The 22,682-nt window shown below is 62.7% G+C and carries 30 protein-coding genes; 22 read left to right on the plus strand and 8 right to left on the minus strand.

Features of this window, described 5'->3' with window-relative positions; all coding sequences use genetic code 11:
• The first annotated feature begins 2 nt into the window (after positions 1-2).
• The 16 genes from rpsN to P1P91_RS02390 all read left to right on the plus strand — a co-directional run bounded on the left by rpsN (position 3) and on the right by P1P91_RS02390 (position 9,908).
• Entirely contained in the window at positions 3-308 is a 306-nt protein-coding gene (rpsN, locus tag P1P91_RS02315) for a 30S ribosomal protein S14 (protein ID WP_311884245.1), read from the plus strand.
• A 33-nt stretch (positions 309-341) separates the two neighbouring features.
• On the plus strand, positions 342-734 hold the full coding sequence (gene rpsH, locus P1P91_RS02320) for a 30S ribosomal protein S8 (protein WP_311884247.1): 393 nt from the start codon (positions 342-344) through the stop codon (positions 732-734).
• Positions 735-743: 9 nt separating this feature from the next.
• Positions 744-1,274, plus strand: coding sequence for a 50S ribosomal protein L6 (gene rplF / locus P1P91_RS02325; RefSeq protein ID WP_311884249.1), 531 nt, complete (start codon positions 744-746; stop codon positions 1,272-1,274).
• Positions 1,275-1,283: 9 nt separating this feature from the next.
• Positions 1,284-1,634, plus strand: coding sequence for a 50S ribosomal protein L18 (gene rplR, locus P1P91_RS02330; RefSeq protein WP_311884251.1), 351 nt, complete (start codon positions 1,284-1,286; stop codon positions 1,632-1,634).
• A gap of 11 nt (positions 1,635-1,645) precedes the next feature.
• The gene (gene rpsE, locus P1P91_RS02335; protein ID WP_311884252.1) at positions 1,646-2,146 is read left to right on the plus strand and encodes a 30S ribosomal protein S5; all 501 of its coding nucleotides are present in this window, start codon (positions 1,646-1,648) and stop codon (positions 2,144-2,146) included.
• A gap of 6 nt (positions 2,147-2,152) precedes the next feature.
• Positions 2,153-2,335, plus strand: coding sequence for a 50S ribosomal protein L30 (gene rpmD, locus P1P91_RS02340; protein ID WP_311884254.1), 183 nt, complete (start codon positions 2,153-2,155; stop codon positions 2,333-2,335).
• Between the two features lie 3 nt (positions 2,336-2,338).
• Entirely contained in the window at positions 2,339-2,773 is a 435-nt protein-coding gene (gene rplO / locus P1P91_RS02345; protein ID WP_311884255.1) for a 50S ribosomal protein L15, read from the plus strand.
• Entirely contained in the window at positions 2,774-4,105 is a 1,332-nt protein-coding gene (gene secY, locus P1P91_RS02350; protein ID WP_311884256.1) for a preprotein translocase subunit SecY, read from the plus strand. It abuts the gene before it with no gap.
• Positions 4,106-4,151: 46 nt separating this feature from the next.
• Positions 4,152-4,265: a 50S ribosomal protein L36 gene (rpmJ, locus tag P1P91_RS02355; protein WP_008959154.1), complete on the plus strand. Its 114-nt coding sequence runs from the start codon at positions 4,152-4,154 to the stop codon at positions 4,263-4,265.
• A 135-nt stretch (positions 4,266-4,400) separates the two neighbouring features.
• Positions 4,401-4,757, plus strand: coding sequence for a 30S ribosomal protein S13 (rpsM, locus tag P1P91_RS02360; RefSeq protein ID WP_311884261.1), 357 nt, complete (start codon positions 4,401-4,403; stop codon positions 4,755-4,757).
• Between the two features lie 39 nt (positions 4,758-4,796).
• Complete coding sequence (rpsK, locus tag P1P91_RS02365; protein WP_311884263.1) at positions 4,797-5,183, plus strand: 30S ribosomal protein S11; 387 nt, start codon at positions 4,797-4,799, stop codon at positions 5,181-5,183.
• 12 nt (positions 5,184-5,195) lie between these two features.
• Positions 5,196-5,816 (plus strand): 30S ribosomal protein S4, encoded by a 621-nt coding sequence (gene rpsD, locus P1P91_RS02370; RefSeq protein ID WP_311884265.1) that lies wholly within the window; start codon positions 5,196-5,198, stop codon positions 5,814-5,816.
• A gap of 106 nt (positions 5,817-5,922) precedes the next feature.
• The gene (locus tag P1P91_RS02375; protein WP_311884267.1) at positions 5,923-6,918 is read left to right on the plus strand and encodes a DNA-directed RNA polymerase subunit alpha; all 996 of its coding nucleotides are present in this window, start codon (positions 5,923-5,925) and stop codon (positions 6,916-6,918) included.
• 39 nt (positions 6,919-6,957) lie between these two features.
• Positions 6,958-7,341: a 50S ribosomal protein L17 gene (rplQ, locus tag P1P91_RS02380; protein WP_311884269.1), complete on the plus strand. Its 384-nt coding sequence runs from the start codon at positions 6,958-6,960 to the stop codon at positions 7,339-7,341.
• A 275-nt stretch (positions 7,342-7,616) separates the two neighbouring features.
• Complete coding sequence (locus P1P91_RS02385; RefSeq protein WP_311884271.1) at positions 7,617-8,933, plus strand: D-alanyl-D-alanine carboxypeptidase; 1,317 nt, start codon at positions 7,617-7,619, stop codon at positions 8,931-8,933.
• Positions 8,934-9,035: 102 nt separating this feature from the next.
• Positions 9,036-9,908 carry a DMT family transporter gene (locus P1P91_RS02390; protein WP_311884273.1) on the plus strand — a complete coding sequence of 291 codons (873 nt, stop codon included), beginning with the start codon at positions 9,036-9,038 and terminating at the stop codon, positions 9,906-9,908.
• On the opposite strand, the gene thiE is transcribed toward P1P91_RS02390, so the two are convergent.
• The 4 genes from thiE to P1P91_RS02410 all read right to left on the minus strand — a co-directional run bounded on the left by thiE (position 9,905) and on the right by P1P91_RS02410 (position 12,130).
• The gene (gene thiE, locus P1P91_RS02395) at positions 9,905-10,561 is read right to left on the minus strand and encodes a thiamine phosphate synthase (RefSeq protein WP_311884275.1); all 657 of its coding nucleotides are present in this window, start codon (positions 10,559-10,561) and stop codon (positions 9,905-9,907) included. The genes P1P91_RS02390 and thiE overlap by 4 nt on opposite strands.
• A complete protein-coding gene (gene thiM / locus P1P91_RS02400) occupies positions 10,551-11,369 on the minus strand; it encodes a hydroxyethylthiazole kinase (protein ID WP_311884276.1) in 819 nt (272 codons plus the stop codon). Before thiM ends, thiE begins: the two co-directional genes overlap by 11 nt.
• Positions 11,370-11,539: 170 nt before the next feature.
• On the minus strand, positions 11,540-11,815 hold the full coding sequence (locus P1P91_RS02405) for a hypothetical protein (protein ID WP_311884278.1): 276 nt from the start codon (positions 11,813-11,815) through the stop codon (positions 11,540-11,542).
• A 57-nt stretch (positions 11,816-11,872) separates the two neighbouring features.
• A complete protein-coding gene (locus P1P91_RS02410; protein ID WP_311884279.1) occupies positions 11,873-12,130 on the minus strand; it encodes a hypothetical protein in 258 nt (85 codons plus the stop codon).
• A gap of 186 nt (positions 12,131-12,316) precedes the next feature.
• Here P1P91_RS02410 and P1P91_RS02415 point away from each other — a divergent pair, with 186 nt between their 5' ends.
• A complete protein-coding gene (locus P1P91_RS02415; RefSeq protein ID WP_311884281.1) occupies positions 12,317-12,841 on the plus strand; it encodes a hypothetical protein in 525 nt (174 codons plus the stop codon).
• A gap of 52 nt (positions 12,842-12,893) precedes the next feature.
• Positions 12,894-13,427: a lactoylglutathione lyase gene (gene gloA / locus P1P91_RS02420; RefSeq protein ID WP_311884282.1), complete on the plus strand. Its 534-nt coding sequence runs from the start codon at positions 12,894-12,896 to the stop codon at positions 13,425-13,427.
• A 23-nt stretch (positions 13,428-13,450) separates the two neighbouring features.
• On the opposite strand, the gene P1P91_RS02425 is transcribed toward gloA, so the two are convergent.
• Genes P1P91_RS02425 through P1P91_RS02440 form a run of 4 tightly spaced genes read right to left on the minus strand, consistent with a single transcriptional unit; the run spans position 13,451 to position 16,126 of the window.
• A complete protein-coding gene (locus tag P1P91_RS02425) occupies positions 13,451-14,359 on the minus strand; it encodes a metal ABC transporter solute-binding protein, Zn/Mn family (RefSeq protein ID WP_311884283.1) in 909 nt (302 codons plus the stop codon).
• A gap of 15 nt (positions 14,360-14,374) precedes the next feature.
• A complete protein-coding gene (locus P1P91_RS02430) occupies positions 14,375-15,256 on the minus strand; it encodes a metal ABC transporter permease (RefSeq protein WP_311884285.1) in 882 nt (293 codons plus the stop codon).
• A complete protein-coding gene (locus tag P1P91_RS02435; RefSeq protein WP_311884287.1) occupies positions 15,249-15,959 on the minus strand; it encodes a metal ABC transporter ATP-binding protein in 711 nt (236 codons plus the stop codon). The genes P1P91_RS02430 and P1P91_RS02435 overlap by 8 nt, the downstream gene beginning before the upstream one ends.
• Positions 15,959-16,126: a hypothetical protein gene (locus P1P91_RS02440; RefSeq protein ID WP_311884288.1), complete on the minus strand. Its 168-nt coding sequence runs from the start codon at positions 16,124-16,126 to the stop codon at positions 15,959-15,961. Before P1P91_RS02440 ends, P1P91_RS02435 begins: the two co-directional genes overlap by 1 nt.
• A 262-nt stretch (positions 16,127-16,388) precedes the next feature.
• Between P1P91_RS02440 and cas3 the strand changes: the two genes are divergently transcribed.
• The 4 genes from cas3 (at position 16,389) to cas7e (ending at position 22,682) form a co-directional block, all read left to right on the plus strand.
• Complete coding sequence (cas3, locus tag P1P91_RS02445) at positions 16,389-18,989, plus strand: CRISPR-associated helicase Cas3' (protein ID WP_311884289.1); 2,601 nt, start codon at positions 16,389-16,391, stop codon at positions 18,987-18,989.
• A 193-nt stretch (positions 18,990-19,182) separates the two neighbouring features.
• Complete coding sequence (casA, locus tag P1P91_RS02450) at positions 19,183-20,877, plus strand: type I-E CRISPR-associated protein Cse1/CasA (protein WP_311884290.1); 1,695 nt, start codon at positions 19,183-19,185, stop codon at positions 20,875-20,877.
• The gene (casB, locus tag P1P91_RS02455) at positions 20,874-21,536 is read left to right on the plus strand and encodes a type I-E CRISPR-associated protein Cse2/CasB (RefSeq protein WP_311884291.1); all 663 of its coding nucleotides are present in this window, start codon (positions 20,874-20,876) and stop codon (positions 21,534-21,536) included. Before casA ends, casB begins: the two co-directional genes overlap by 4 nt.
• Positions 21,537-21,593: 57 nt before the next feature.
• Positions 21,594-22,682 carry a type I-E CRISPR-associated protein Cas7/Cse4/CasC gene (gene cas7e, locus P1P91_RS02460; RefSeq protein ID WP_311884292.1) on the plus strand — a complete coding sequence of 363 codons (1,089 nt, stop codon included), beginning with the start codon at positions 21,594-21,596 and terminating at the stop codon, positions 22,680-22,682.

Here is a 22,682-nt window from a genome sequence, read left to right on the forward strand (position 1 = left end):
ACATGGCAAAGAAAAGCATGGTAGAGCGTGAGAAGAAGCGCGCCAGGCTGGTCGAGAAGTACGCGGCCAGGCGTGCCGAGCTCAAGGCAATTACCGTTGATGTAAACGCTTCTGACGAAGAGCGCTTCGAGGCGCAGCTCAAGCTGCAGCAGCTGCCGCGGGACTCGAGCCCGGTACGCCAGCGCAACCGCTGCCGCGTCACCGGACGTCCGCACGGGGTTTACAACAAGTTCGGCCTCGGCCGCAACAAGCTGCGTGAAGCCGCCATGAGTGGCTACGTCCCGGGACTCAAGAAGTCCAGCTGGTAAGGGCCACGTAGAATCATCAGGAGCGCACATTAAATGAGCATGCAAGACACTCTGGCGGATATGTTCACCCGTATCCGCAATGCGCAGATGGCCACCCTGGAGACGGTAAAGCTGCCGTCCTCCAGGCTCAAAGTGGAAGTGGCCCGCGTGCTGAAAGAAGAGGGCTACATCGCCGATTACGCGGTGGCTGGCGACAGCAAGCCCGAGCTGACCCTTTCCCTCAAGTACTTTGAGGGCAAGCCGGTTATCGACCACATCCAGCGGGCTTCCAAGCCGTCCCTGCGTAGCTACAAGGGCAAGGACAACATGCCCAAGGTGGCCGACGGTCTGGGTATCGCGATCGTCACTACCTCAAGCGGGGTGATGACCGATCGCGCCGCGCGCCAGGCGGGTGTCGGTGGTGAAGTCATCTGCACCGTATTCTAGGAGGCTGGAATGTCCCGCATAGCGAAATATCCGGTTACACTGCCCGCCGGCGTCGAGGTCAACATTGACGCCGACCAGCTGACCGCCAAGGGCGGCCAGGGCACGCTGTCCATGGTGGTTCATCCCGACGTGGTGATCCATCAGGAAGAGGGCAAGCTGACTTTCGCCCCGAGCGAGTCGGCCAAGAGCTGGGCGATGGCCGGCACCACCCGTGCACTGGTACAGAACCTGGTCACGGGCGTAACCGAGGGCTTTACCAAGACCCTCGAAATTGTTGGCGTCGGTTACCGTGCGCAAGTCAAGGGCCAGACGCTCAATCTTTCACTGGGCTTCTCGCACCCGGTCGACTACGAACTGCCTGAGGGTGTGACGGCGGAAACGCCCAAGAACACCGTGATCGTGCTGAAAAGCGCGGACAAGCAGAAGCTCGGCCATGCCGCTGCGGAGATCCGCGCCTTCCGTCCGCCGGAGCCGTACAAGGGCAAGGGTGTCCGGTACGCCGACGAGCAGGTGCGTCGCAAAGAAGCCAAGAAGAAGTAAGGCAGGGTTATGAACGCGAAGAAAGAATCCCGTCTCCGTCGTGCCCGCCGCGCTCGTGCCAAGATCCGCGAGCTAGGCGCGTTCCGCCTGTGCGTCAACCGTACGCCTCGCCACATCTACGCGCAGGTTATCTCGCCGGACGGTGGCAAGGTGCTGGCCAGCGCATCGACGCTGGACAAGGCGCTGCGCGAGGGGGCGACCGGCAACGTCGAGGCCGCCACGAAAGTCGGCGCCCTGATTGCCGAGCGCTCAAAGGAAGCAGGCATCACCCAGGTAGCCTTCGATCGTGCCGGTTTCAAGTTTCACGGCCGCGTCAAGGCTTTGGCCGACGCCGCTCGTGAAGGCGGCCTGGAATTCTAAAGGGTTTTACGATGGCGAAGAACGAACAGCAAAACGGTGATCTGCAGGAAAAGCTCGTGCAGGTCAACCGTGTCGCCAAGGTGGTCAAGGGGGGCCGTGTGTTCGGCTTTACCGCCCTGACCGTCGTCGGCGACGGCAACGGCCGTATCGGTTTTGGTCGCGGCAAGGCGCGCGAAGTGCCGGTGGCGATTCAGAAAGCGATGGACCAGGCGCGTCGCAACATGGTCAGGGTCCGGCTCGCTGGCCAGACGCTGCAGTATCCGGTGAAAGCCCGTCACGGCGCTTCCAAGGTATACATGCAGCCGGCCACCGAAGGTACCGGCATCATCGCCGGCGGCGCGATGCGCTCCGTGCTTGAGCTTGCCGGCGTCCACGACGTCCTGGCCAAGTGCTACGGCTCCACCAATCCGATCAACGTAGTGCGGGCAACGGTCAACGGCCTGGCGTCCATGCACTCGCCGGAAGACGTGGCGGCCAAGCGCGGCCTGCCAGTCGAAGCGATCACGGGGTAATTCAACATGGCAGCTTTGATCAAGGTTACCCAGGTCCGTAGCACCATCGGCGTTTTGACCAAGCACAAGGCCACGATCAACGGCCTGGGTTTGCGCCGCATCGGTCATACGGTTGAGCTGGAAGACACCCCCGCCGTTCGCGGCATGATCCGCAAGGTCAACTACCTTGTGCGTGTAGAGGGAGAGTAATCCATGAAACTTAACAGCCTGAGCCCCGCAGCGGGCTCCAAGCACGCCGACAAGCGCGTGGGGCGTGGTATCGGCTCCGGTCTGGGTAAAACCGGCGGCCGCGGCCACAAGGGCCTCAAGTCGCGCAGCGGCGGCAGCGTAATGCCGGGCTTCGAGGGCGGTCAGATGCCCTTGCAGCGCCGCCTGCCGAAATTCGGCTTTACCTCGGCCAAGTCGCTCTCCTTTGAAGAAGTGCGCCTGACCGAGCTTGCCCGGGTCGCCGGTGACGAGGTCACCCTGGAGACCCTGAAGCAGGCCAACGTGCTGAAGAATGCCACGCGCTACGCGAAAATCATTCTTTCCGGCGAACTGAACAAGGCGGTTACCGTCCGCGGGATCAAGGTCACCAAGGGTGCCCGGGCCGCGATCGAAGCCGCCGGCGGCAAGGTAGAGGACTAAATGGCCAAGTCAGGAAACATGCCGGCGATGGGTAGCGGACTGAGTGAACTCTGGGCGCGCTTGCGCTTCGTGCTTCTCGCCATCGTGGTGTACCGTATCGGTGCCCATATCCCCATCCCCGGTATCAATCCTGACCAGCTTGCTGCCTTGTTCAAGGAGCAGCAGGGCACCATTCTCGGCATGTTCAACATGTTTTCGGGGGGTGCGCTGGAGCGCATGAGTGTTCTCGCCCTGGGCATCATGCCCTATATTTCGGCGTCGATCATCATGCAGCTGATGACAGCGGTTTCGCCTCACCTCGAGCAGCTCAAGAAGGAAGGTGAAGCCGGCCGCCGCAAGATCAGCCAGTACACCCGTTACGGTACGGTGATACTGGCCTTTATTCAGGCCATCGGCATGTCGGTGGGCCTGGCGAGCCAAGGCATTGCCTATAGCGCTGATATCAGCTTCTATTTCACTGCGGTTATCACCTTTGTGGCCGGCGCGACGTTCATGATGTGGCTGGGCGAGCAGATCACCGAAAAGGGTATCGGCAACGGCATTTCGCTGCTGATTTTCTCGGGGATCGTCGCCGGGCTGCCAAGCGCCGTGGGACAGGCGTTCGAGCTTGCCCGCAACGAGGGGGCATGGAACGTGCTGCCGCTGTTGGCGCTGTCGGCGCTGGGCGTTGCCACCGTGGCGTTTGTGGTCTTCATCGAGCGCGGCCAGCGCCGCCTCAAGGTGAACTATCCGCGTCGCCAGGTCGGCAACAAGATGTATGCAGGCCAGAGCAGCTATCTGCCGCTGAAGGTGAACATGGCCGGCGTTATCCCGGCGATCTTTGCCTCCAGCATCCTGCTTTTCCCCGCGTCCATCGGCCAGTGGGTGGGTGCCGGCGAGGGCATGGAATGGCTGCAGCGCGCGTCCCAGGCCCTGGGGCCGGGCCAGCCGCTTTACATCTTGCTTTTTGGCCTCGCGGTGGTATTCTTCTGCTTCTTTTACACAGCGCTGGTCTTCAACCCGAAGGATGTGGCTGACAACCTCAAAAAGTCAGGCGCTTTCCTGCCGGGCATTCGCCCCGGCGAGCAGACGGCTCGCTATATCGACAAGGTCATGACGCGTCTGACCCTGTTCGGTGCTTTATATATTACCGCAGTTTCCCTGATGCCCCAGTTCCTCATCGTGGCGTGGAACGTGCCGTTCTTCTTTGGCGGTACCTCGCTTCTGATCGTGGTCGTGGTGATCATGGACTTCATGGCCCAGGTGCAGTCGCATCTCATGTCGCATCAATATGACTCGGTGATGAAGAAGTCCAACCTGAAAGGCTACGGCAGCGGCGGCATCATGCGCTAAGGCGCGTCGCAGCCGTTTTGGACGCAGCCGCATTGGAGAAAGAACGATGAAAGTTCGAGCTTCCGTAAAAAAGATGTGCCGTAATTGCAAGATCATTCGTCGCAACGGCGCCGTGCGCGTCATTTGCAGCGAACCGCGGCACAAGCAGCGCCAGGGGTAACCCCCAAGCTGCATTCAAGCGGGTGCCGGCATACCCCTATACGCGAGCCATTGCATGGCCGCGTTCAAAGGGGTATGCTGTTGCGCCTTTTAACGATGAACAACGAGCAAGCCGCTCACATTTCGGAGTAAGCTGATGGCCCGTATTGCAGGCGTCAATATCCCGGACAACAAGCATGCGGCGATCTCGCTGACCTATATCTTCGGGATCGGCCGGACTCGCGCGCAGGACATCTGTACCGCCGCGGGTATCGCGCCGACTGCCAAGATCCAGGAGCTGTCTTCTGAAGAAGTCGACACCCTGCGGTCCGAAGTTGGCAAGTACACCGTAGAAGGCGACCTTCGCCGTGACGTTACGCTTAACATCAAGCGTCTCATGGATCTGGGTTGCTACCGTGGTCTGCGTCATCGTCGCAGTCTTCCGCTGCGTGGTCAGCGGACCAAGACTAACGCGCGTACCCGCAAGGGCCCGCGTAAGCCGATCCGCAAATAACACGCACGTTCTGGCGTAAAGACAGGAAGAAACATCAACATGGCTAACCCGCGTACTAACCGCAAGAAGGTTAAAAAGCAGGTAGTGGACGCCGTTGCGCATATCCACGCCTCTTTTAACAACACGATCGTGACGATCACAGACCGCCAGGGCAACGCCCTTTCCTGGGCGACCGCCGGTGGTTCGGGTTTTCGTGGTTCTCGCAAGAGCACCCCGTTCGCTGCTCAAGTAGCAAGTGAACGTGCAGCAAACGCTGCAGCCGAGTATGGTGTGAAAAACGTCGACGTGCTGGTCAAGGGCCCAGGACCCGGCCGTGAATCCGCCGTGCGCGCACTGAACGCCGCTGGTTTCCGTGTGCAAAGCATCACCGACGCGACGCCCATCCCCCACAATGGCTGCCGTCCGCCGAAGAAACGCCGCGTTTAAGGAGACAGATTCATGGCTCGTTATACTGGACCCAAATGTAAACTGTCTCGTCGTGAGGGTACCGACCTCTTCCTCAAGAGTGGCGTCACCCCCTTCGAGAAGAAGTGTAAATCCGAGCAAATTCCGGGTATGCACGGCCAGCGCCGTCAGCGTCTTTCCGACTACGGCTTGCAGCTTCGCGAGAAGCAGAAAGTACGTCGCATGTACGGCGTACTCGAAAATCAGTTCCGCAACTACTACAAGCACGCGGCTCGCCTCAAGGGCGCGACCGGCGAGGTGCTGTTGCAGCTGCTGGAAACCCGACTGGACAACGTCGTCTACCGCATGGGCTTTGGCGCCACGCGCGCGGAAGCGCGCCAGCTGGTGAGCCACAAGGCGATCGCCGTGAACGGCAAGACCGTCAACATTGCCTCCTATCAGGTGAAGGCCGGCGACGTGGTTTCCGTTCGCGAAAAGGCGAAGAACCAGGCTCGCATCCAGAACGCGCTGGCCATTTCGGCCAACCGCGGCGATGTGGAGTGGATCGAAACCGACGCCAAGAAGATGGAAGGCACTTTCAAGGCTCTGCCTGAACGCGGTGACCTGTCTGCCGACATCAACGAAAACCTGATCGTCGAGCTGTACTCGAAGTAAGCGCGGTGCCCCATTGCACGCGCTCGTTGCCCGGGCCGGCGCCTTGCGCGCGCTGCTCGGGCGGTCGAGTACCACCTAACCGTTTGGCAGCCTGAAAGGTGTTCTTATGCAGCGTTCAGTGACAGAGTTTCTCCGTCCCCGCGATATCAAGGTCGAAGAAATCAACGCACATCACGCCAAGATCGTGCTCGAGCCGTTTGAGCGCGGGTTTGGCCACACCCTGGGGAACGCGCTGCGCCGCATTCTGCTCTCGTCCATGCCCGGCGCCGCCGTGGTAGAGGCCGAGATCAAGGGCGTCGAGCACGAGTACAGCGCGCTGGAAGGGGTGCAGGAAGATGTCATCGAGATCCTCCTGAATCTGAAAGATGTCGCGATCAAGATGCACAGCCGGGAAGAGGCGGTGCTCTCGCTGAACAAGCAGGGCCCGGCCGTCGTCACCGCTGGCGACATTGCGCTTGATCACAGCGTCGACATCGTCAACCCGGATCACGTCATCGCCCACGTCAACGAAGGGGCGGAGCTGGACATTCAGCTCAAGGTGGCGCTGGGACGTGGCTACGAGCCGGCCGACGTGCGCGACTCCGACGAAGAGACCCGCGCCATTGGCCGCCTGCAGCTGGATGCCACTTTCAGCCCGGTGCGCCGGGTTTCCTACGCGGTCGAGGCAGCCCGTGTCGAGCAGCGTACCGACCTCGACAAGCTGATCATCGACCTGGAAACCGACGGCACCCTGGATCCGGAAGAGGCTATCCGCCGCAGCGCGACCATCCTGCAGGAGCAGCTGGCCGCCTTCGTCGATCTGGAAGCCGACAAAGAGCAGGAAGTCGAGGAAGAAGAGGATCAGGTGGATCCGACTCTTCTGCGCCCCGTAGACGATCTTGAGCTGACCGTCCGCAGCGCCAACTGCTTGAAAGCCGAAAACATCTACTACATCGGTGACCTGATTCAGCGCACCGAAGTGGAGCTGTTGAAAACACCCAACCTCGGCAAAAAGTCCTTGAACGAAATCAAGGATGTTCTAGCAGCGCGCGGCTTGTCGCTGGGCATGCGGCTGGAAAACTGGCCGCCCGCTAGCCTGAAGGACGACAAGACCTCCGCGTGAGCGTCGCCTCAAGTCCCAGTTTGGTAAGGAATCACAACCATGCGTCATCGTAAGAGTGGTCGTCATTTGAACCGCACCAGCTCGCACCGCAAGGCCATGTTCAAGAACATGTCGGCCTCGCTGGTCGAGCACGAAATCATCAAGACAACCCTGCCCAAGGCCAAGGAGCTGCGTCGCGTCATCGAGCCGCTGATCACTCTGGCCAAGCAGGACAGCGTCGCCAACCGCCGTCTGGCGTTTGCCCGCACTCGGTCGAAAGACACCGTGGGCAAACTGTTTGGCGAGCTGGGCCCGCGCTACGCCGAGCGTCCGGGCGGCTATGTCCGTATCCTCAAGTGCGGCTACCGCCCCGGCGACAACGCGCCCATGGCGTACGTCGAGCTGGTCGATCGCCCCGCCGTAGAGGCCGCCGCAGACGAATAACGTGCGGCGCTTGCCCTGCCGCAAGCGCAAACCGGCCGGACTTTCCCCTGTCAATTGCGCAGGGTGGATTGTCCGGCCGGTTTTTTTGCGTTTAGATACAGTAATTGCCCGGTTATTGCACCGTTGATACGGCGGCTTGTCATTGACGCCGGCCTGCTTTTGTATCAACACCGTCTGCGCCAACGTTGGAGGGAACTTCCATGCCATACGCGCCGCTTTTTGCTTCGTCTGCCCGCTGCTGCCGACCCGGACGCAGGGCTTTGGCTTTCGTGGTGATGTTCGCGGCGCTGCTTGCCGCCACGCTGGTGACCGAGGCAAGGGCGGAGAACCCGCGCTATGCCGGCATCGTGGTCGATATGGACAACGGCGAGGTGCTGTATGCGGAAAACGCCGACGCCCGCCGCTATCCCGCTTCGCTGGCCAAGATGATGACCCTTTATTTGACGTTCGAAGCGCTGGTGAACAACGACCTGGCCCTGGATCAGCCGCTGCCGGTGTCCGGGACAGCCGCCGCCATGCCGGCGTCCAAACTGTGGCTGGCCAAGGGCAGCACCATCACCGTGGACAAGGCCATCCGCGCGCTGACGGTAAAATCCGCCAACGACGTGGCGGTGGTGCTGGCCGAGGCGCTGGGCGGCAGCGAAGCCGCCTTTGCCCGGCAGATGACGCAAAAGGCCCGTGAGCTGGGCATGCACGACACCACCTTCCGCAACGCCTCGGGCCTGCCCGACGATCAGCAGGCGACTACCGCCCGGGATCTGCTTACCCTGGCGGTCCACGTCATGCAGGACTTCCCCCAGTACTACCATTATTTCGGCCTGCAGACCTTTGCCTACCGCGGCAAGACCCACACCAGCCACAACCGGCTGGTGAAAAACTACCCGGGTGCCGACGGCCTCAAGACCGGCTTTATTCGCGCCTCGGGCTTCAACGTCGCGACCACCGCCGTGCACGACGGCCGGCGCATGGTCGGCATCGTCATGGGCGGCTTCAGCTCCCAGTCCCGGGATGCTCACATGACGGATCTGCTCGACCGCAGCTTTGCCCGGTCGACGCTGCGCGACCGCGGCACCTGGCTTGCCGATACGCGCTTTTCCCGGGAGTTCATGGCCTTTGGCGGGCTGATCTCCCCCGACGAGCCGACCCCGACCAACCCGAGGACGCAGCGGCCGATGCTCGCCGCCGTGGATACGGTAGAGGCCAGGGCGCCGGCCGCCGCGCCCCGCGCAGAAGAGAGCCGGCCCGCGTTTGAGTCCGAGCCCGCGCCGGCCGCCGAGCCGGCGGCTGACAGAGAGGACCCGCTCGAGCCGTTGATGGCCGACGCCACCCCCGCCGTGGGCGACGCTGCCGGTGGCTGGGGCATCCAGGTGGGCGCGTTCAGCGAACAGGCCAATGCCCGCCGGCTGGCCAACCAGGCCGCCAACCAGCTTTCCGGCGGCGTCAGCGGCGAGGTTTCGATCGGCGCGCTCGACGGTCCCGAGCAGGTGTTTCGCGCGCGGCTGGTCGCGCTGGGCAAATCCCAGGCGCGTCAGGCCTGCCAGCGGCTGAAGGCCAGCGGCATGGACTGCATGGTGGTCAACGCCAGCCTGTAACGGCGCAGAATGGGTCAGCGGCGGCAGCCTTGTTCGACGGCATGGTTCAGCGACAGGGCTCGGCAGCGTTAAGCGGCACGGTTCAACGGAAAGGAGGGCGTTATGTCACCCTCGCTCAGAGGCATCGGCTATATGTGTACCGGCGTGTTGTTTCTGGCGCTGGGCGATGCCGTCTCCAAATGGCTGGGCGAGGTGCATTCGCCGCTGGAGATTGTCTTCTTCCGTAACGTGGTCGCCGTGCCGCTGATTGCCATGCTGGCGTATTTTGGCGGCGGGCTGCGTACCCTGGGTACGCGGCGGCCCGGCGTGCACCTGCTGCGCGGGCTGATCTATACCGGCACCATGGGCTTTTTCGTGCTGGGGCTGACGCTTCTGCCGCTGGCCGAGGCCACGGCCATTGCTTTTGTGGCGCCGCTGTTTGTCACCCTTTTGTCGGTGCCGCTTCTGGGCGAGCGGATTGCGCCGCCGGTGATGGCCGCCTCGCTGGTAGGCTTTGTGGGGGTGCTCATCGTGGTGCGCCCGGGGGGCGATGCGTTCAACGCCGGCGCGCTTTCCATGGTGGCCGCGGCGGTTTGCTATGCGCTGACCATGATCACCGCCCGCCGCTACGGCGGGCGGGAGCACTTCTGGGCGCTGGTGTTTTACATTGCGCTGGTCCCGGCGCTGCTTACCGCGGCCACGCTGCCCTGGGTCTGGGTCACGCCCCACCCCTGGCACTGGCTTGGCTTTCTGGCCTCCGGGGTATTCGGCGTGGGGGCCGCGGGCTTCATCACGCTGGCGTTTCGCTATGCGCCGGCGGCCATTGCCGCGCCGTTCGACTACACCGCGCTGCTCTGGGCGGTGCTGCTGGGCTGGTGGTTCTGGGGGGAGCTGCCGGATGTCTGGGTGCTGGTCGGCAGCGTACTGATCATCTCAAGCGGCCTGGCCATTGCCTACCACGACCGCCGCACCAGCCTGAGCCGTCGCCCCACCTAGGGCGCTTTCGGCGCCGCCTGCCACCTTTGGGCAAGGGCCTGGGCTGCCTCCCGGGGCGAGGGCTGGCCGCAAATGGCCGAGACCACCGCCATGCCCCGGGCGCCGCTCTGCTTGACTGCCTCGGCGTGTTCCGCCTTGACCCCGCCAATGGCAACCCCGGGCATGGGGCAGGCCTCGACCAGCGCCGCCAGGCCCTCAAAGCCGATGGGCGCCGAGTGGTCGGCCTTGCTCTGCGTGGCAAACACCGGGCCAAAGCCGACGTAGTCGAGCAGCTCAAGCGGCGCTTTTGTCAGCTGTTCGGCGTTGTGGATCGAAAGCCCGATGATGGCCTCTTCGCCCATGGCCTCTCGGGCATCGCGCACGGCGGTGTCGCTCTGGCCCACGTGCAGGCCGTCAGCGCCGCTTTCCAGGGCGACGTTAAGGCGATCATTGATGATCAGCGGCACGTACCGGCCGGTCAGCTCGGCGTGGTCGTCCAGCGCGTCTTTCAGGCGCCGGGCCAGCTCGATCATGGCCTCGTCGGAGGCGAGCTTGTCGCGCAGCTGGACGATAGTCGCCCCGCCGGCCACGGCCTCTTCCACGGTGTGTTCCACGCCGGCCTCGCTGCACAGGTCAGTATCGGTGACCAAATAAACGGACAAGTCAAATTCCATCGCGATTCTCCAGCGAAAGGTGGTGGTCAAGGTCGTCCGGGGTCAGCTGGTAAAGCGCATCCAGAAACGCCGGGGTAAAGCTGCCGGGCCCCGAGGCCTTGGCAGCGGCGCGCTCCCCGGCTACGGCGAAGCAGCCAAAGGCCGCGCTGGCGGCGGCGAAACGGCTGTCGGGCGTGGCGTCGGCCACGCCCAGAAACGCCGCCACCGTAGCGGAAAGCCCGCAGCCAAGCGTGGTAATGCGCGGCATCAGCGCGTGCCCGCCGTAGACGCGGGCGAGGCGTTCGCCGTCGGTGATCAGATCCACCTCGCCGCTGACGCCGACCAGGCAGCCCTGGCGGCGGGCCAGCTCGACGGCGGCATCGCGCGCCTCGGCGGTGCTGGCGGTGCTGTCGGCGCCGCGCCCGGGGGTGGCCATGCCGTTCAGGCATAAAATTTCCGAGGCGTTGCCGCGAATCAGCGCGGGCGAGCGCTCCATCAGCTCGGCGCACAGGCGCTGGCGGTAGGCGGTGGCGCCCACGGCCACCGGGTCGAGTACCCAGGGCGTGGCGCTGTCGCAGGCGACGCGGGTGGTCGCGAGCATGCCGTCGGCGAAATCCGGGCTGACCGTGCCGATGTTGATCGACAGCGCATCGGCCAGGGCGGTGAACTCCCCGGCTTCTTCCCGGGCGTGGAGCATCGCCGGGGAGGCGCCCACGGCGAGCAAAATATTGGCGCTCGAGTTCATCGCCACAAAGTTGGTAATGCAGTGCACCAGCGGCGTGTGCGCCTGCAGGGCCTGCAGGTAGCCGCCGGGGGCGGGTAACGTCATCTGGCTCTCCCGTGGGGTGGCTGTCAGGGAAGGATACCTGAAGGGCGCGACAGTCATCGACAAAAAAGCATGCCGCGAGGGCCGCGGCATGCTTTTGTCAGGCTTGTTTTTTCAGGGCAAAAACGCCTTCCGGCGATGCGCTGGCGACCCCGGGGAGGCAGCTATCCTGCTCAGGTTTTCTTGTCGCCCGCCAGGTTCAGGCGCAGTGCAATCGCCGTGGTCTGGGAGAGATTGGCCACTTCCAGCGCGTGCATCGTCATTTCGGTTTCCAGATGCTGGAAGGCGGCCGGATCCTCCTGGCGCAGTTTTTGCAGCGTGTTCTCGGTATGCTCTTTCTCGCCCAGATGATCCTTTGCGGCCTTGCGCAGCGCAGTACCTTGCTCCCCGGCTGCCAGCTCATGGAAAGCATCGTCTTCCAGGCCGTTGTTCAGGATGGTGATTTCCATGCCTTGTCTCCTTGGTTGTCGATACGGTTGCTGCGTAAACGGGCGGTCAATGCCCGATCAGGACTCTGGCTCCACCTGGGCCTTGTAGTGCGCGGGCACGCTACCCACTTGCGGCTGATAGCCCGGGTCATGCACCACCAGGCGTATGTCGCTTTCATCGCTGAGGCGATGGATGAGTACGTCGCCCTTGACGATTTCCTCGATGGCTTCGACGACGACGCTTGACCCTTCCACAGTGCCTTGCACCGGGCCGAGCACCTCGCCGGACTGCTTTTCAACCAGCAGAGTATCGTTGTGCTGAGTATCGGTTGGCATCCTCTTCCTCCTGTTATTGGCACGATAAAGCAGAGCATCCTGAGCCGGGGGCGTCAACCTGCCTTGTTCGCATTGCATCATTTTTCGCTTTTGCGATCGAGAGGGGAAGTGGCCGGTCGGCAAACCCTTCTTTTTTGGCTATGTTAGGGCTACATCAGCGCAAACTACATGATTGGAGGTGGCCGTATGGCAAATCAAGACGCAGTGCTGGGCGAGGAGTATCCTCACAAGGTAACGGCGGAATACGACAACCAGTCAGAGGCCGACCGGGCGGTCAAGGCGCTGGCGGATCAGGCCGGGGTACCGCCCGCCCAGGTCAGGCTCGTCAAGCCCCACGGCAGCGACGAGATGGCGCGCCAGGTGGAGCCGGAGTCGCGAGGCGTAAGGCAGTCGCTGATCAAGTCGCACGTGAGGCTCGGGCTGGCGGGGCTGATCCTGGGGGTGGCGCTTGCCGGGGTGCTGGTTGTCTTCGGGCCGACGGCCACCCAGTCAAGCCCGCTGATGACGTTTATTGCCCTGGGGTTCTTGTGTACGGTGCTGGCGCTGCTGCTGGCCGGGGCGATTTCGATGCGCCCGGACCATGACCGCGTGCTGAACAGGACGCGGGCGGCGACGGAGGCCGGCCAGTGGACGGTAGTGGTGCACTGCGCCGACGCCGAGCAGAGAGAGCGGGTAAAGGACACCATCGGCCATAGCGCGCAAACGCTTTAGACGCCGCCTCTCAACCAGCCTGTTTTTTCGATGACGCTAAAGGAGAAAACGCATGTCGTTTCACGGTGAGTCGCAGCCGGGCGCAGTCCCCACGCCGCCCGAGACGGAAGGATTCCGCTTCAACCACAGCATGCTGCGCGTCAAGGATCCCGAGCGCGCGCTGGCGTTTTATTCCGGCGTGCTGGGCATGCAGGTGATGCGCCGGCTGGATTTCGCAGAGATGAATTTCTCGCTGTATTTCCTCGCCCACGTGGACGACGCGAGCCGCGTGCCCGAAGACGTGGAGGCGCGCACCGCCTGGACCTTCAGCCAGACCGGTATCCTTGAGCTGACCCACAACTGGGGTACCGAAAACGAGGAAGACTTTGCCTACCACGACGGCAACGCCGAACCCCAGGGTTTCGGCCACATCTGCATCAGCGTGCCCAACCTCGAGGCCGCCCAGGCGTGGTTCGACGCCCACGACGTCACCTTCGTCAAGCGCGCCGACCAGGGCAAGATGAAGGACGTTGTCTTCATCAAGGACCCCGATGGCTACTGGATCGAAATCGTCCAGGCCGACCGCATGGCCGCCAAGGGCGACTAACCCCGCGGTCGGCTGCTCGAGGCTCAGTTCGCCAGCGCCCGGTGCAGCACCCGGGCGTTGTGGCGCATCATGCCAATATAGCTTGCCGCCTCGCCTTCGCTTGCCAGGGCATCGGCGTACAGCGTGCCGGCGATGGGAAGGCCGCTTTCTTCGGCGAGCTGGTCAATGGTATTGGGGCTGGTCATGTTCTCGTAGAACAGCGCGCGCACGTTTTGCGTCTCGATCACCTCGATCAGTTCCGCCATGCGCGCGGCGCTGGGGGCGGCGCTGGTGGCAAGCCCCTGCGGCGCCAGAAAGCGCAGCCCGTAGCCCTGCGCAAAATAGCCAAAGGAGGCGTGGCCGGTGATCACCGCGGTATCGTCGGCGATGGCTTCAAGCCTCTGGCGTATGTCGGCGTCGGCTTCGTCCAGCCGCGCCAGGTAGTCGTCGGCGTTGGCGCGGTAGGCGGCGGCGTTATCGCCGTCGGCCTTCACCAGGGCATCGCGGATATTGGCCACGTAGGTTTTTGCCCGCTCCATGTCCTGCCAGGCGTGGGGGTCGGCGCCGCCGTGGTCATGGCCGGCGTGCTTCAGCGGCTCGATACCCTCGGTAGCGACGACTTTCCTGCCCTGATAGTCGCTGGTTTTCAGCAGCCGCTCCATCCAGCCCTCAAAGTTCAGCCCGTTGAACACGACCAGATCCGCCCGGGAAAGCGTGCGCACATCGCCGGGGCTCGGCGAGTAGCTGTGAGCGTCGCTGTCCGTGCCGATCAGCGACGTTACCTCTACGTGCTCGCCGCCCACCTGCCTGGCCATGTCGGCAAGGATGGAAAAGCTCGCCACGACCCTCACCTCCGCGGCCGCCGCGGCAGGCGGGAGAAGGGCAAGCGTAGCGAATAGCGTGGCCGATAGCGCCAGCGCAAGGGCGTGGCGAAAAGCAGACGTCAAACGCATGGGGGCTTCCTCCCGTCAGTCCCGCGCGAGCGGCTCGGCCCGGCGACGAAAGCGCGCCGCCAGGCTGTGGTAGCGGCCAAACAGCGCCGAGAAAAAATACCCCGCCCCGGCCAGCAGGATAATGCTCGGCCCGGACGGCAGATCCAAATGGTAGGAGAGCAAAAGCCCCCCGGTGCTGGCCATCATCGCCAGCACCACGGCGATGCCCATCAGCCCCTCCAGCCGCTGGCTCCAGAAGCGTGCCGACGTGGCCGGGAGCATCATCAGGCCCACCGCCATCAGCGTGCCGAGCGTCTGAAAGCCCGCCGTGAGATTGAGCACCAAAAGGCCCAGGAACACGCTGTGCACCCAGCCGCTGCGCCGGCTCTGGCCGCGCAGAAACAGCGGATCCAGGCACTCCACCACCAACGCGCGGAAGATCACCGAAAGCGTTAGCACAATGGCGCTGCTGATCGCCGCGATCAGCAAAAGCGCGGTGGAGTTGATCGCCAGTACCGAGCCGAACAGCACGTGAGTCAGGTCCACGCTGCTGCCGCCGAGCGAAATCAGCATGACCCCGGCGGCCAGCGAAATAATGAAGAAGCTGGCCATGGCCGCGTCTTCGCGCTGGCCGCCCATTCGCGATACGGCCCCGGCCAAAAGTGCCATGGCCAGGCCGAACAATACCCCGCCCAGGCTCATCATCGGCAGCGAAAAGCCGGCCAGCAAAAAGCCCAGCGCCACCCCGGGCAGAATCGCATGGGCCATGGCGTCGCCGATCAAACTCATGCCGCGCAGCACCAGAAACACCCCCAGCGGCGGAGCGGCCAGCGACAGCGCCAGCCCGCCGACCACCGCCCGGCGCATGAAGCCATAGTCGAACGGCGCCACCAGCCAGGCGTGCAGTAGATCAATCATGGGACACCCCCGCGCTGAGGTGGGCGGAGGCGGTGGGCGCGGCAATGGCGTCAGGCGACAACCACTCGCCGCCGCCGTCGCGCAGCAGCAGCACGCTATCGGCCAGGCGCTTCAGGTGCTCCATGTCGTGAAGCACCACGATCACCGTGGCGCCGTCATCGGCCATCCGGCGCACAATGGGAATCAGAATATCCACCGTCTCGCCGTCGACGTTGGCGAACGGCTCGTCGAGCAGCAAAAGCTTGGCCTCCTGCATCAGCGTCCGGCCGATCAGCGCGCGCTGGCGCTGGCCGCCGGAAAGCTCCCCCAGCGGCCGGTGCGCCACGCCGGAAATCCCCAGCCGCGCCATGATCTCCCGGCCCCGGCGGTAGTGCGCCGCGCAGTAGCCCTTAAGCGCCCCGTGGCTGGGCCAGGTGCCGGTCATCACCAGCTCCTCCACGCTCATGGGAAACGACAGATCCAGCGCCAGCTGCTGGGGCAGCCAGGCCCGCCGCGCCCTGGGCACCGTGCAATGCACCTTGCCCGCAAAGGGTCGCAGCTCGCCCATCAGCGCCTTGATCAGAGTGCTTTTGCCTGCCCCGTTGGCGCCGATCAGCGCCGTCACCGCGCCGTCGGCGATGACGCCGCTGACCCCCTCCAGCACGCTGCGCTGCCCCTGGGCCAGATGCAGGTTGTCCAGCCGAAGCGCCGATTCTTGCGCCATTACAGCCACCCCGTCGCCCAGGCCACCAGCGCCCACAGCGCCAAAAGCGGCAGAGCGCACAGCAAAAGCCGCCGCCCCGCCGACAGCGACATCAGGGAAAAGTGGCAAGGCCCCTCGCGGTTATGCCGGTGGGTGTGCTGTTGAGGGCTTGAGCGGTGCGCAGGCATGGCGCCTCCCGACTGTGGCGCATGAAAACGGCGTGAAAAAGGAGAAGTGTTATAACATAACAAAACGCAGCGAGGGAATTGTCCAGCGGCTTTTCTCTCGCCCCGCAGCCGTACCCACGGCGAAAGCATGATACGCATCAATGGTCGGGGATGAAGGGAAGTGCTTAGATGGAGGGAACTACGCGACAGCAGGGATGCATCAATGCCGTATTTTTTATATTGGGGTAAAGCTGCCTCTGACGATGGTAAAGCCGAGTGCCATTTGCTGCCTTATCACAGCCTGGACGTCGCCGCCGTAGGCTGGTGTTTGCTGGCACCGGACACAGAGCTAACTCGGCAGCTGGCGGCTCGGCTGGGGCTTGAGCCAGAAGCGTTGCGCCAACTGCTGGTTTTCTGGCTCGGGGTTCATGATCTGGGCAAGTTCTCTCGGGCGTTTCAGGGGCTTTTTCAGCCATCGCGTACTGGACTGGTGCCGATAGTGAACGCACCCGCCTACACCGAACGGCATGACTGTTTGGGGGCTGTGCTTTGGCAGGAAAACTGGATCGAATGGCTCAGGGACGGCACCTTGCAATGGCCATCCGGCCGGTTGGGGCGTGAACAACGCCATCAGCTCAGCGAGACACTGAGTATTTTATCCACGCCTTTCTTCGGCCATCACGGCAAGCCGGTAGAAAGCGGCCAGTGCCGAGGCGAGCAGTTTTTCATCAGTGATGACGTAGTCGATGATACCGAGGCCGCTCGGCAGTTTATTGCCGACTGGGCAGATATTGTCTCGCCGGTTTGGGCCGTGGATAAGCTGACGTCTCCCGAATGGCGGGGCGCGCTACAAGCGTTAAGCTGGACCGTTGCCGGCTGGGCCACGCTCAGCGACTGGCTGGGCTCCAGCCGCGAGTATTTCCCGTATTGCCAGAAGCGCGTGCCGCTAGCGGAGTATTGGCCACTGGCGCTATCCCGCGCCAGGGCCGTGCTTGAAGGAACAGGCTTTGCATCACGGCCCCAGGCACTACCGTACCGGGGCATGGATAGCTGGTTTGGCGGTGCCACTATAACGCCAACTCCTTTGCAAAAAGCGGCAGAAGAGCTGGTGCTTTCCGACGGTCCCCAGCTGTGCATTCTTGAAGACGTGACTGGGGCAGGCAAGACTGAAGCTGCCGGTATTCTCACTCAGCGGCTGTTAGTCGCCGGGCACGGTGACGGCCTGTATTTTGCGTTACCCACCATGGCGACATCCAACGCCATGTATTCCCGAATGGGCAAGCTGCATCGCCACTTTTTTACCGCGGATTCTTCGCCCTCGCTGGTGCTGTCCCACGGTGCTCGGGATCTCAACGATGAATTCATGGGCTCGCTGGAAGGTGCCCAGCCCGAAGACGGCGAATACGCCGCCAACGACATGACCGCTTCCAGCCGGTGTAACCGCTGGCTTGCCGACTCGCGTAAAAAAGCGCTGCTGGCGGATGTGGGCGTGGGAACGATCGACCAGGTGCTGATGGCGCTGCTGCCTTTCAGGCATCAGTCGCTCCGACTTTACGGACTGGCGCGCAAGGTGCTGGTGGTCGATGAGGTACATGCGTACGACCATTACATGCAGGGACTGCTGGGGCAGCTATTGACCCACCACGCCCGTCAGGGCGGTAGCGCCATTTTGCTGACGGCCACTCTGCCATTGCGCATGCGTGATGAGCTGCTGAAAGCTTGGCAAGAAGGCCTGAACGCCGAGCCACAAGGCTCGCGCAAGCAAGAATTCCCGCTATTGACTCATGCCGGTATTCACGGCGTTACCGAAACGCCGCTGGCCACGCGGCCGGAAGTCGTTCGCTCCGTGAATATCGGCTGGCTAACCGATGAAGAACAGTGCGTGGACTCAGTGCTGGCAGCGGTCGAGAGAGGAGAGTGCGTCGCCTGGGTGCGTAACACGGTCGATGATGCCATTCGGGCTTTTGAGGCTATCGAAAAACGCCACCCGGATGCTGCTCGTTGCCTGCTGTTTCACAGCCGGTTTGCCATGTGCGACCGCCAGCGTATTGAGGCTGATGTCATCCAGCGCCTGGGCAAGCACTCCACGCCGGATACTCGCCGCGGCCAGGTGCTCATCAGTACCCAGGTATTTCAGGAATCCCTGGATTGCGACGTGGATCTGATGATCAGCGATATCGCGCCGATTGACCTGCTGATTCAGCGCGCCGGTCGTTTGCAGCGCCATGCGCGTGGCCCACGTAGAAAGCCGCTATTGCAGGTTCTGGCACCTGAATGGACCGAAGTACCGGATGCCGAATGGCTACAGCGGGTGCTACCGGGGACTCAGGCGGTATATCGCGATACGTCGCTCATCTGGCTGACCCAGCGCGTGTTGCGTGAGACCGGCGTGTTGCGGATGCCGAATGACGCGCGCCATTTGCTGGAAAGCGTTTATGGAGCCGTTATTGATTTGGTGCCCGATGCGCTGCAGGACGCGCGCTTTGAGCAAAAGGGCATGCAGAAAATGGCGGCTTCCATGGCCAACTTCAACGCGCTCAGGCTTGAAGACGGCTATGTCAGCGGCCATCAGTGGCAGGAAGAGCAGGAAATCGGCACGCGCCTGATTGACGAGCCGACGGTCAACGTCGCGCTGCTGACGCGCACTGCGGAAGACGGACTGCAACTTTGGGCTGGCGGCGAGCGCCACGCAGCTATGCTGAGCCAGGCCAAGCTGCGCCAGAGTCAGGCGGAAAAGTTAGCCATGCCTCCAGCGCGCTATCAGCCGCAGTGGGAAGCATTACAGGAGCAACACAAGGCGCTGCACTACACGCGCCCCTGGCTGGTTGAAGCGGATGAAAGCTGTACTTACGACCAGAAATGGGGGTTGCGCCTGGGAGTCTAGGCGACTGATTCAGCAGGGAAAGCCCCGCTGGCGCGGGGAGCGGATACAAGAACTGTTCTGAACAGGTCCAACGCCGCGGCTGCGGCGAACCGCGGCAGATTATCCCCTCAGTTGACAGCCAGCGCAAAATCCGAGCATACTCGCTACATAAATAAAAAGATCTGTTATGAACCTTAATAAAAAAGGTGTGACTATGAACCTGCTTAACGGTGCGCGCTGGCTGCCTTGCCTGATGCGCGATGGCTCGGTGGAGTACCGGCCGCCAGCGGATATGGCCCATCCGGACGTGATTAACCTGGCTTGCCCTCGGGCAGATTTTCAGGCGGGGGCCTATCAGTTCCTGCTGGGCCTTTTGCAAACAGCGCTGCCGCTTGCCGATCACGGCGAGTGGCTGGACTACCTGATTGAGCCGCCCAGACCAGACACGCTACAGAAAGCGTTTGCGCCGCTGGAAAGCGCCTTTGAGCTGGACGGTGACGGCCCGCGCTTTATGCAGGATCTGGACCCGCTGGATGACGTCAAGGACACCTCCGTCAGTGCCCTGCTGATTGACTCTCCCGGTGCAAGCACCATTACGAAAAATATAGACTTGTTCGTCAAGCGAGGGCGCGTGGATGCGATGTGCGAGGCCTGCGCGGCGCTGGCGCTGTTTACCATGCAGGTGAACGCCCCGGCCGGTGGGGCCGGCATTCGAGTAGGGTTAAGGGGCGGCGGGCCGCTGACCACGCTGGTGATGCCGGAGTCCGCCGATGCAACCTTGTGGCAGCGCCTGTGGCTCAACGTGCTTCCCTCGAGCAGGCTGGTCCAGCAAGGGCAGCGCTGGACCGAGCCGCGTTCTGACGATCCCGACCTATTTTTCTGGATAGCCGATACCCGCATCAGCGATAAAAAGGGCACCGAAGTATTGCCCGAACATGTGCATCCCTTGCATGCCTACTGGTCAGTGCCTCGTCGTTTTCGGCTGCTGATTGAGCCGGATAAATGTTCGTGTGACCTGTGCGGGCGCGAAACCGATCGGATAGTGCGGCAGGTGCGCGGTAAAAAGCAGGGTGCCAATTACGATGGCCCTTGGCAGCACCCGCTGACGCCGTACCGGCGTGACCCCAAAAAGCCGGCAGAGCTTCCCCTGTCACAAAAAGGCCAGCCAAGCGGGCTGGGCTACCGCCACTGGCCGGGCCTTGTGCTGAATGATCCTGAAGGCAGCGGCACAATGCCCGCTGCCGTAGTGCTGGACTACATCAACCACAAACAAAAGCTGGTCGACGAAGAGCGCCGCTGGGGCGAAGACGTACAGGCGCTGCTAAAGCAGATGCGTCTATGGATCTCCGGTTATGACCTGGATAAGGGAAAGACGCGCGGCTGGTACAGCGTGGAGATGCCGCTGGTGGAGCTGCCTGAATCGAGCCAGGACATCCTGCGGGAATGGGTTCAGCAGTTGACCGGGCTTGCCCAGCAGGTGGCCAGCGCCACACGCAATCAGATCAAGGCTGCGTGGTTCAAGCGTCTTGCCGATGCCAAGGGCGACATGAGTCAGGTCGACAAGCAGTTTTTCTCGGCCACCCACGATGCCTTTTTCCATACGGTGTCACGCCTGACTGCCATCTTGCAGGAAAAAGCAGAGACGACTGTCATGCCGGCGGACATTGCCCAGAGTTGGTATTTGGTGCTGCGCCGCGAAGCGCTCGCGCTATTTGACGATCAGGCGCTGAGCGGTGCCCAGGAAAACATGAACTGGCAGCGTGCGACGGATGCCCGCCGCCAGCTGCAAGGCTTTTTAAGTGGGAGAAGCAAAGGCAGCAAGGCCGTCAAGGATTTCATCAGCCAGCACGGTTTTGCGCCAACGGCCCAAACAGAGAAGTCACCGTTAACCCAAGGAGGTGCGGCATGAGTGAAGCATCCGAAGCCGATAGCTCACAGGAATGGCTTGTTGTCGATGATCAGGAGCTCAAGTCGCTGGCGGCACTGTCGCTTGATGAAGCCGTTGCCGTGCGCCGCTGGTGGCAGCGGCTTGCGCTTTCACCGGTGGAGCTTAAACAGCTGACGCCCCAGCCAGGATTACCCCGAGGCGTGCGAGCCGCCCTGCGCCGCTGCGATACGCCCGATGCCGCGCTGCTGACTCAGGCCTTTCGCGAGCTGTGGCACCTACTGCCAGAGGCCACGGTTGAGTCGCCCTTTATTGAGGCTCAGCTGGAAAAATGGAGCTGTATCGCGCTGGTGCTAGCCGAGCTGCGCAACGAAACGCCGGGTAAAGCTCTGGCCGCGCGACTTGGGCAACAAGCATCTACCGGCAAGCCCATCATGAGCGAGCTGCGCTTCCAGCAAATCCTCACCTGCCGCACGCCGGAAGAGCTGGTGCAGCGGCTAAGGCGCGCGCTGGCGCTGGCCGGACGCAGCGAGATGAGCGCCGTTCGGCTGGCCGACGTTGTTGCTTTGTGGTGGCGGGAGTATAGCGGCGAGATTTCGGCGCGGCCGACTCATCGCTTCGGCTTCATGCTGGCCAACGACTATTTCGGCGCTGCGGCGAGCTATCGCCATGAAGACACGTAATCCGCTGCCGCGGTGAAGCACCATGACGTTATTTTTTTATTTTACAGGAAGGGAATCATGAGCCACTTCATCCAACTCCACCTGCTGACCTCCTACCCGCCGGCCAACCTGAACCGGGACGATCTGGGCCGCCCTAAAACCGCGCTGATGGGCGGAGCCAAGCGGCTACGGGTGTCTTCGCAGAGCCTCAAGCGCACCTGGCGCACCTCTAATCTGTTCGAAGAGGCGCTGGCCGGCCATGTGGGTACCCGTACCAAGCGGCTAGGCAAGGAAGTTTACGATCAGCTGACCAAGCAGGGCGTCAAGGAAAAAACCGCTATCGCCAGCGCAGAAAAAATTGCCGGCGTATTCGGCAAGCTGCGCAAGGTAGGCAAGGGCGAAGCCCACGAGTTTGAAATCGAGCAGCTGGTACACGTCGGGCCGGAAGAGCGGGAAGCGGTCAATCAGCTAATTACCACCCTGGCGGCTGAAAATCGTGAGCCGGAAGACAGCGAGCTCAAGCTTTTGCGCCACAGGCCCGCCGCGGCAGACGTAGCGCTGTTTGGCCGCATGCTGGCCGCCGTGCCCGAATACAACGTGGATGCCGCGTGCCAAGTAGCTCATGCGATTACCGTGCATGCCGCCGAGGTGGAAGATGACTACTTCACCGCCGTGGATGACTTGAACATGGGCGACGAAGACCGCGGCGCGGCCCACATCGGCGAAGCTGGCTTCGGTGCCGGGCTGTTTTATACCTATCTCTGCATTGATCGCCGCCAGCTGGTCGAAAACCTGAACAATAACCAAGAGCTGGCTGACAAGGCGATTGCCGCTCTGGTCGAAGCAGCGGTGAAAACCTCACCCAAGGGCAAGCAGAACAGCTTTGGCTCGCGGGCGCATGCGAGCTACGTGCTGGCCGAGAAGGGTAATCAGCAGCCGCGCTCGCTTTCCATGGCGTATCTGCGCCCGGTCAACGGGCAGGATCAGTCCCTGGATGCCATCCAGCGGCTTGAGGTCCAGGCCCAGGCGTTTGATAACGCTTACGGTGACGGCGCTGACAGCCGGTTTGTTGTGTCCGCCGAGCCTGCCTATAGCGCTCCGCAACTGTCCGGTGACGTAACGCAGGGAAGCCTCGATGAGCTGCTCGCTTTTCTGCGTGACCAGTAA

This window comes from Halomonas piscis, from assembly GCF_031886125.1.
Lineage (GTDB): Bacteria > Pseudomonadota > Gammaproteobacteria > Pseudomonadales > Halomonadaceae > Vreelandella > Vreelandella piscis.

What these genes read in the sequence shown, in the direction of transcription:
- P1P91_RS02415 (WP_311884281.1), top strand. Translation starts at nt 12,317, where the DNA reads ATGGCAAATCAAGACGCAGTGCTGGGCGAGGAGTATCCTCACAAGGTA.
- thiE (WP_311884275.1), bottom strand. Translation starts at nt 10,561, where the DNA reads ATGGAATTTGACTTGTCCGTTTATTTGGTCACCGATACTGACCTGTGC.
- P1P91_RS02405 (WP_311884278.1), bottom strand. Translation starts at nt 11,815, where the DNA reads ATGGAAATCACCATCCTGAACAACGGCCTGGAAGACGATGCTTTCCAT.
- rpsM (WP_311884261.1), top strand. Translation starts at nt 4,401, where the DNA reads ATGGCCCGTATTGCAGGCGTCAATATCCCGGACAACAAGCATGCGGCG.
- thiM (WP_311884276.1), bottom strand. Translation starts at nt 11,369, where the DNA reads ATGACGTTACCCGCCCCCGGCGGCTACCTGCAGGCCCTGCAGGCGCAC.
- secY (WP_311884256.1), top strand. Translation starts at nt 2,774, where the DNA reads ATGGCCAAGTCAGGAAACATGCCGGCGATGGGTAGCGGACTGAGTGAA.
- rpmJ (WP_008959154.1), top strand. Translation starts at nt 4,152, where the DNA reads ATGAAAGTTCGAGCTTCCGTAAAAAAGATGTGCCGTAATTGCAAGATC.
- rpsE (WP_311884252.1), top strand. Translation starts at nt 1,646, where the DNA reads ATGGCGAAGAACGAACAGCAAAACGGTGATCTGCAGGAAAAGCTCGTG.
- rpsN (WP_311884245.1), top strand. Translation starts at nt 3, where the DNA reads ATGGCAAAGAAAAGCATGGTAGAGCGTGAGAAGAAGCGCGCCAGGCTG.
- P1P91_RS02410 (WP_311884279.1), bottom strand. Translation starts at nt 12,130, where the DNA reads ATGCCAACCGATACTCAGCACAACGATACTCTGCTGGTTGAAAAGCAG.
- rplQ (WP_311884269.1), top strand. Translation starts at nt 6,958, where the DNA reads ATGCGTCATCGTAAGAGTGGTCGTCATTTGAACCGCACCAGCTCGCAC.
- rpmD (WP_311884254.1), top strand. Translation starts at nt 2,153, where the DNA reads ATGGCAGCTTTGATCAAGGTTACCCAGGTCCGTAGCACCATCGGCGTT.
- P1P91_RS02390 (WP_311884273.1), top strand. Translation starts at nt 9,036, where the DNA reads ATGTCACCCTCGCTCAGAGGCATCGGCTATATGTGTACCGGCGTGTTG.
- P1P91_RS02440 (WP_311884288.1), bottom strand. Translation starts at nt 16,126, where the DNA reads ATGCCTGCGCACCGCTCAAGCCCTCAACAGCACACCCACCGGCATAAC.
- cas7e (WP_311884292.1), top strand. Translation starts at nt 21,594, where the DNA reads ATGAGCCACTTCATCCAACTCCACCTGCTGACCTCCTACCCGCCGGCC.
- P1P91_RS02435 (WP_311884287.1), bottom strand. Translation starts at nt 15,959, where the DNA reads ATGGCGCAAGAATCGGCGCTTCGGCTGGACAACCTGCATCTGGCCCAG.
- rplF (WP_311884249.1), top strand. Translation starts at nt 744, where the DNA reads ATGTCCCGCATAGCGAAATATCCGGTTACACTGCCCGCCGGCGTCGAG.
- casA (WP_311884290.1), top strand. Translation starts at nt 19,183, where the DNA reads ATGAACCTGCTTAACGGTGCGCGCTGGCTGCCTTGCCTGATGCGCGAT.
- rpsD (WP_311884265.1), top strand. Translation starts at nt 5,196, where the DNA reads ATGGCTCGTTATACTGGACCCAAATGTAAACTGTCTCGTCGTGAGGGT.
- P1P91_RS02385 (WP_311884271.1), top strand. Translation starts at nt 7,617, where the DNA reads ATGTTCGCGGCGCTGCTTGCCGCCACGCTGGTGACCGAGGCAAGGGCG.
- rpsH (WP_311884247.1), top strand. Translation starts at nt 342, where the DNA reads ATGAGCATGCAAGACACTCTGGCGGATATGTTCACCCGTATCCGCAAT.
- rpsK (WP_311884263.1), top strand. Translation starts at nt 4,797, where the DNA reads ATGGCTAACCCGCGTACTAACCGCAAGAAGGTTAAAAAGCAGGTAGTG.
- P1P91_RS02430 (WP_311884285.1), bottom strand. Translation starts at nt 15,256, where the DNA reads ATGATTGATCTACTGCACGCCTGGCTGGTGGCGCCGTTCGACTATGGC.
- rplO (WP_311884255.1), top strand. Translation starts at nt 2,339, where the DNA reads ATGAAACTTAACAGCCTGAGCCCCGCAGCGGGCTCCAAGCACGCCGAC.
- rplR (WP_311884251.1), top strand. Translation starts at nt 1,284, where the DNA reads ATGAACGCGAAGAAAGAATCCCGTCTCCGTCGTGCCCGCCGCGCTCGT.
- gloA (WP_311884282.1), top strand. Translation starts at nt 12,894, where the DNA reads ATGTCGTTTCACGGTGAGTCGCAGCCGGGCGCAGTCCCCACGCCGCCC.
- P1P91_RS02425 (WP_311884283.1), bottom strand. Translation starts at nt 14,359, where the DNA reads ATGCGTTTGACGTCTGCTTTTCGCCACGCCCTTGCGCTGGCGCTATCG.
- P1P91_RS02375 (WP_311884267.1), top strand. Translation starts at nt 5,923, where the DNA reads ATGCAGCGTTCAGTGACAGAGTTTCTCCGTCCCCGCGATATCAAGGTC.
- casB (WP_311884291.1), top strand. Translation starts at nt 20,874, where the DNA reads ATGAGTGAAGCATCCGAAGCCGATAGCTCACAGGAATGGCTTGTTGTC.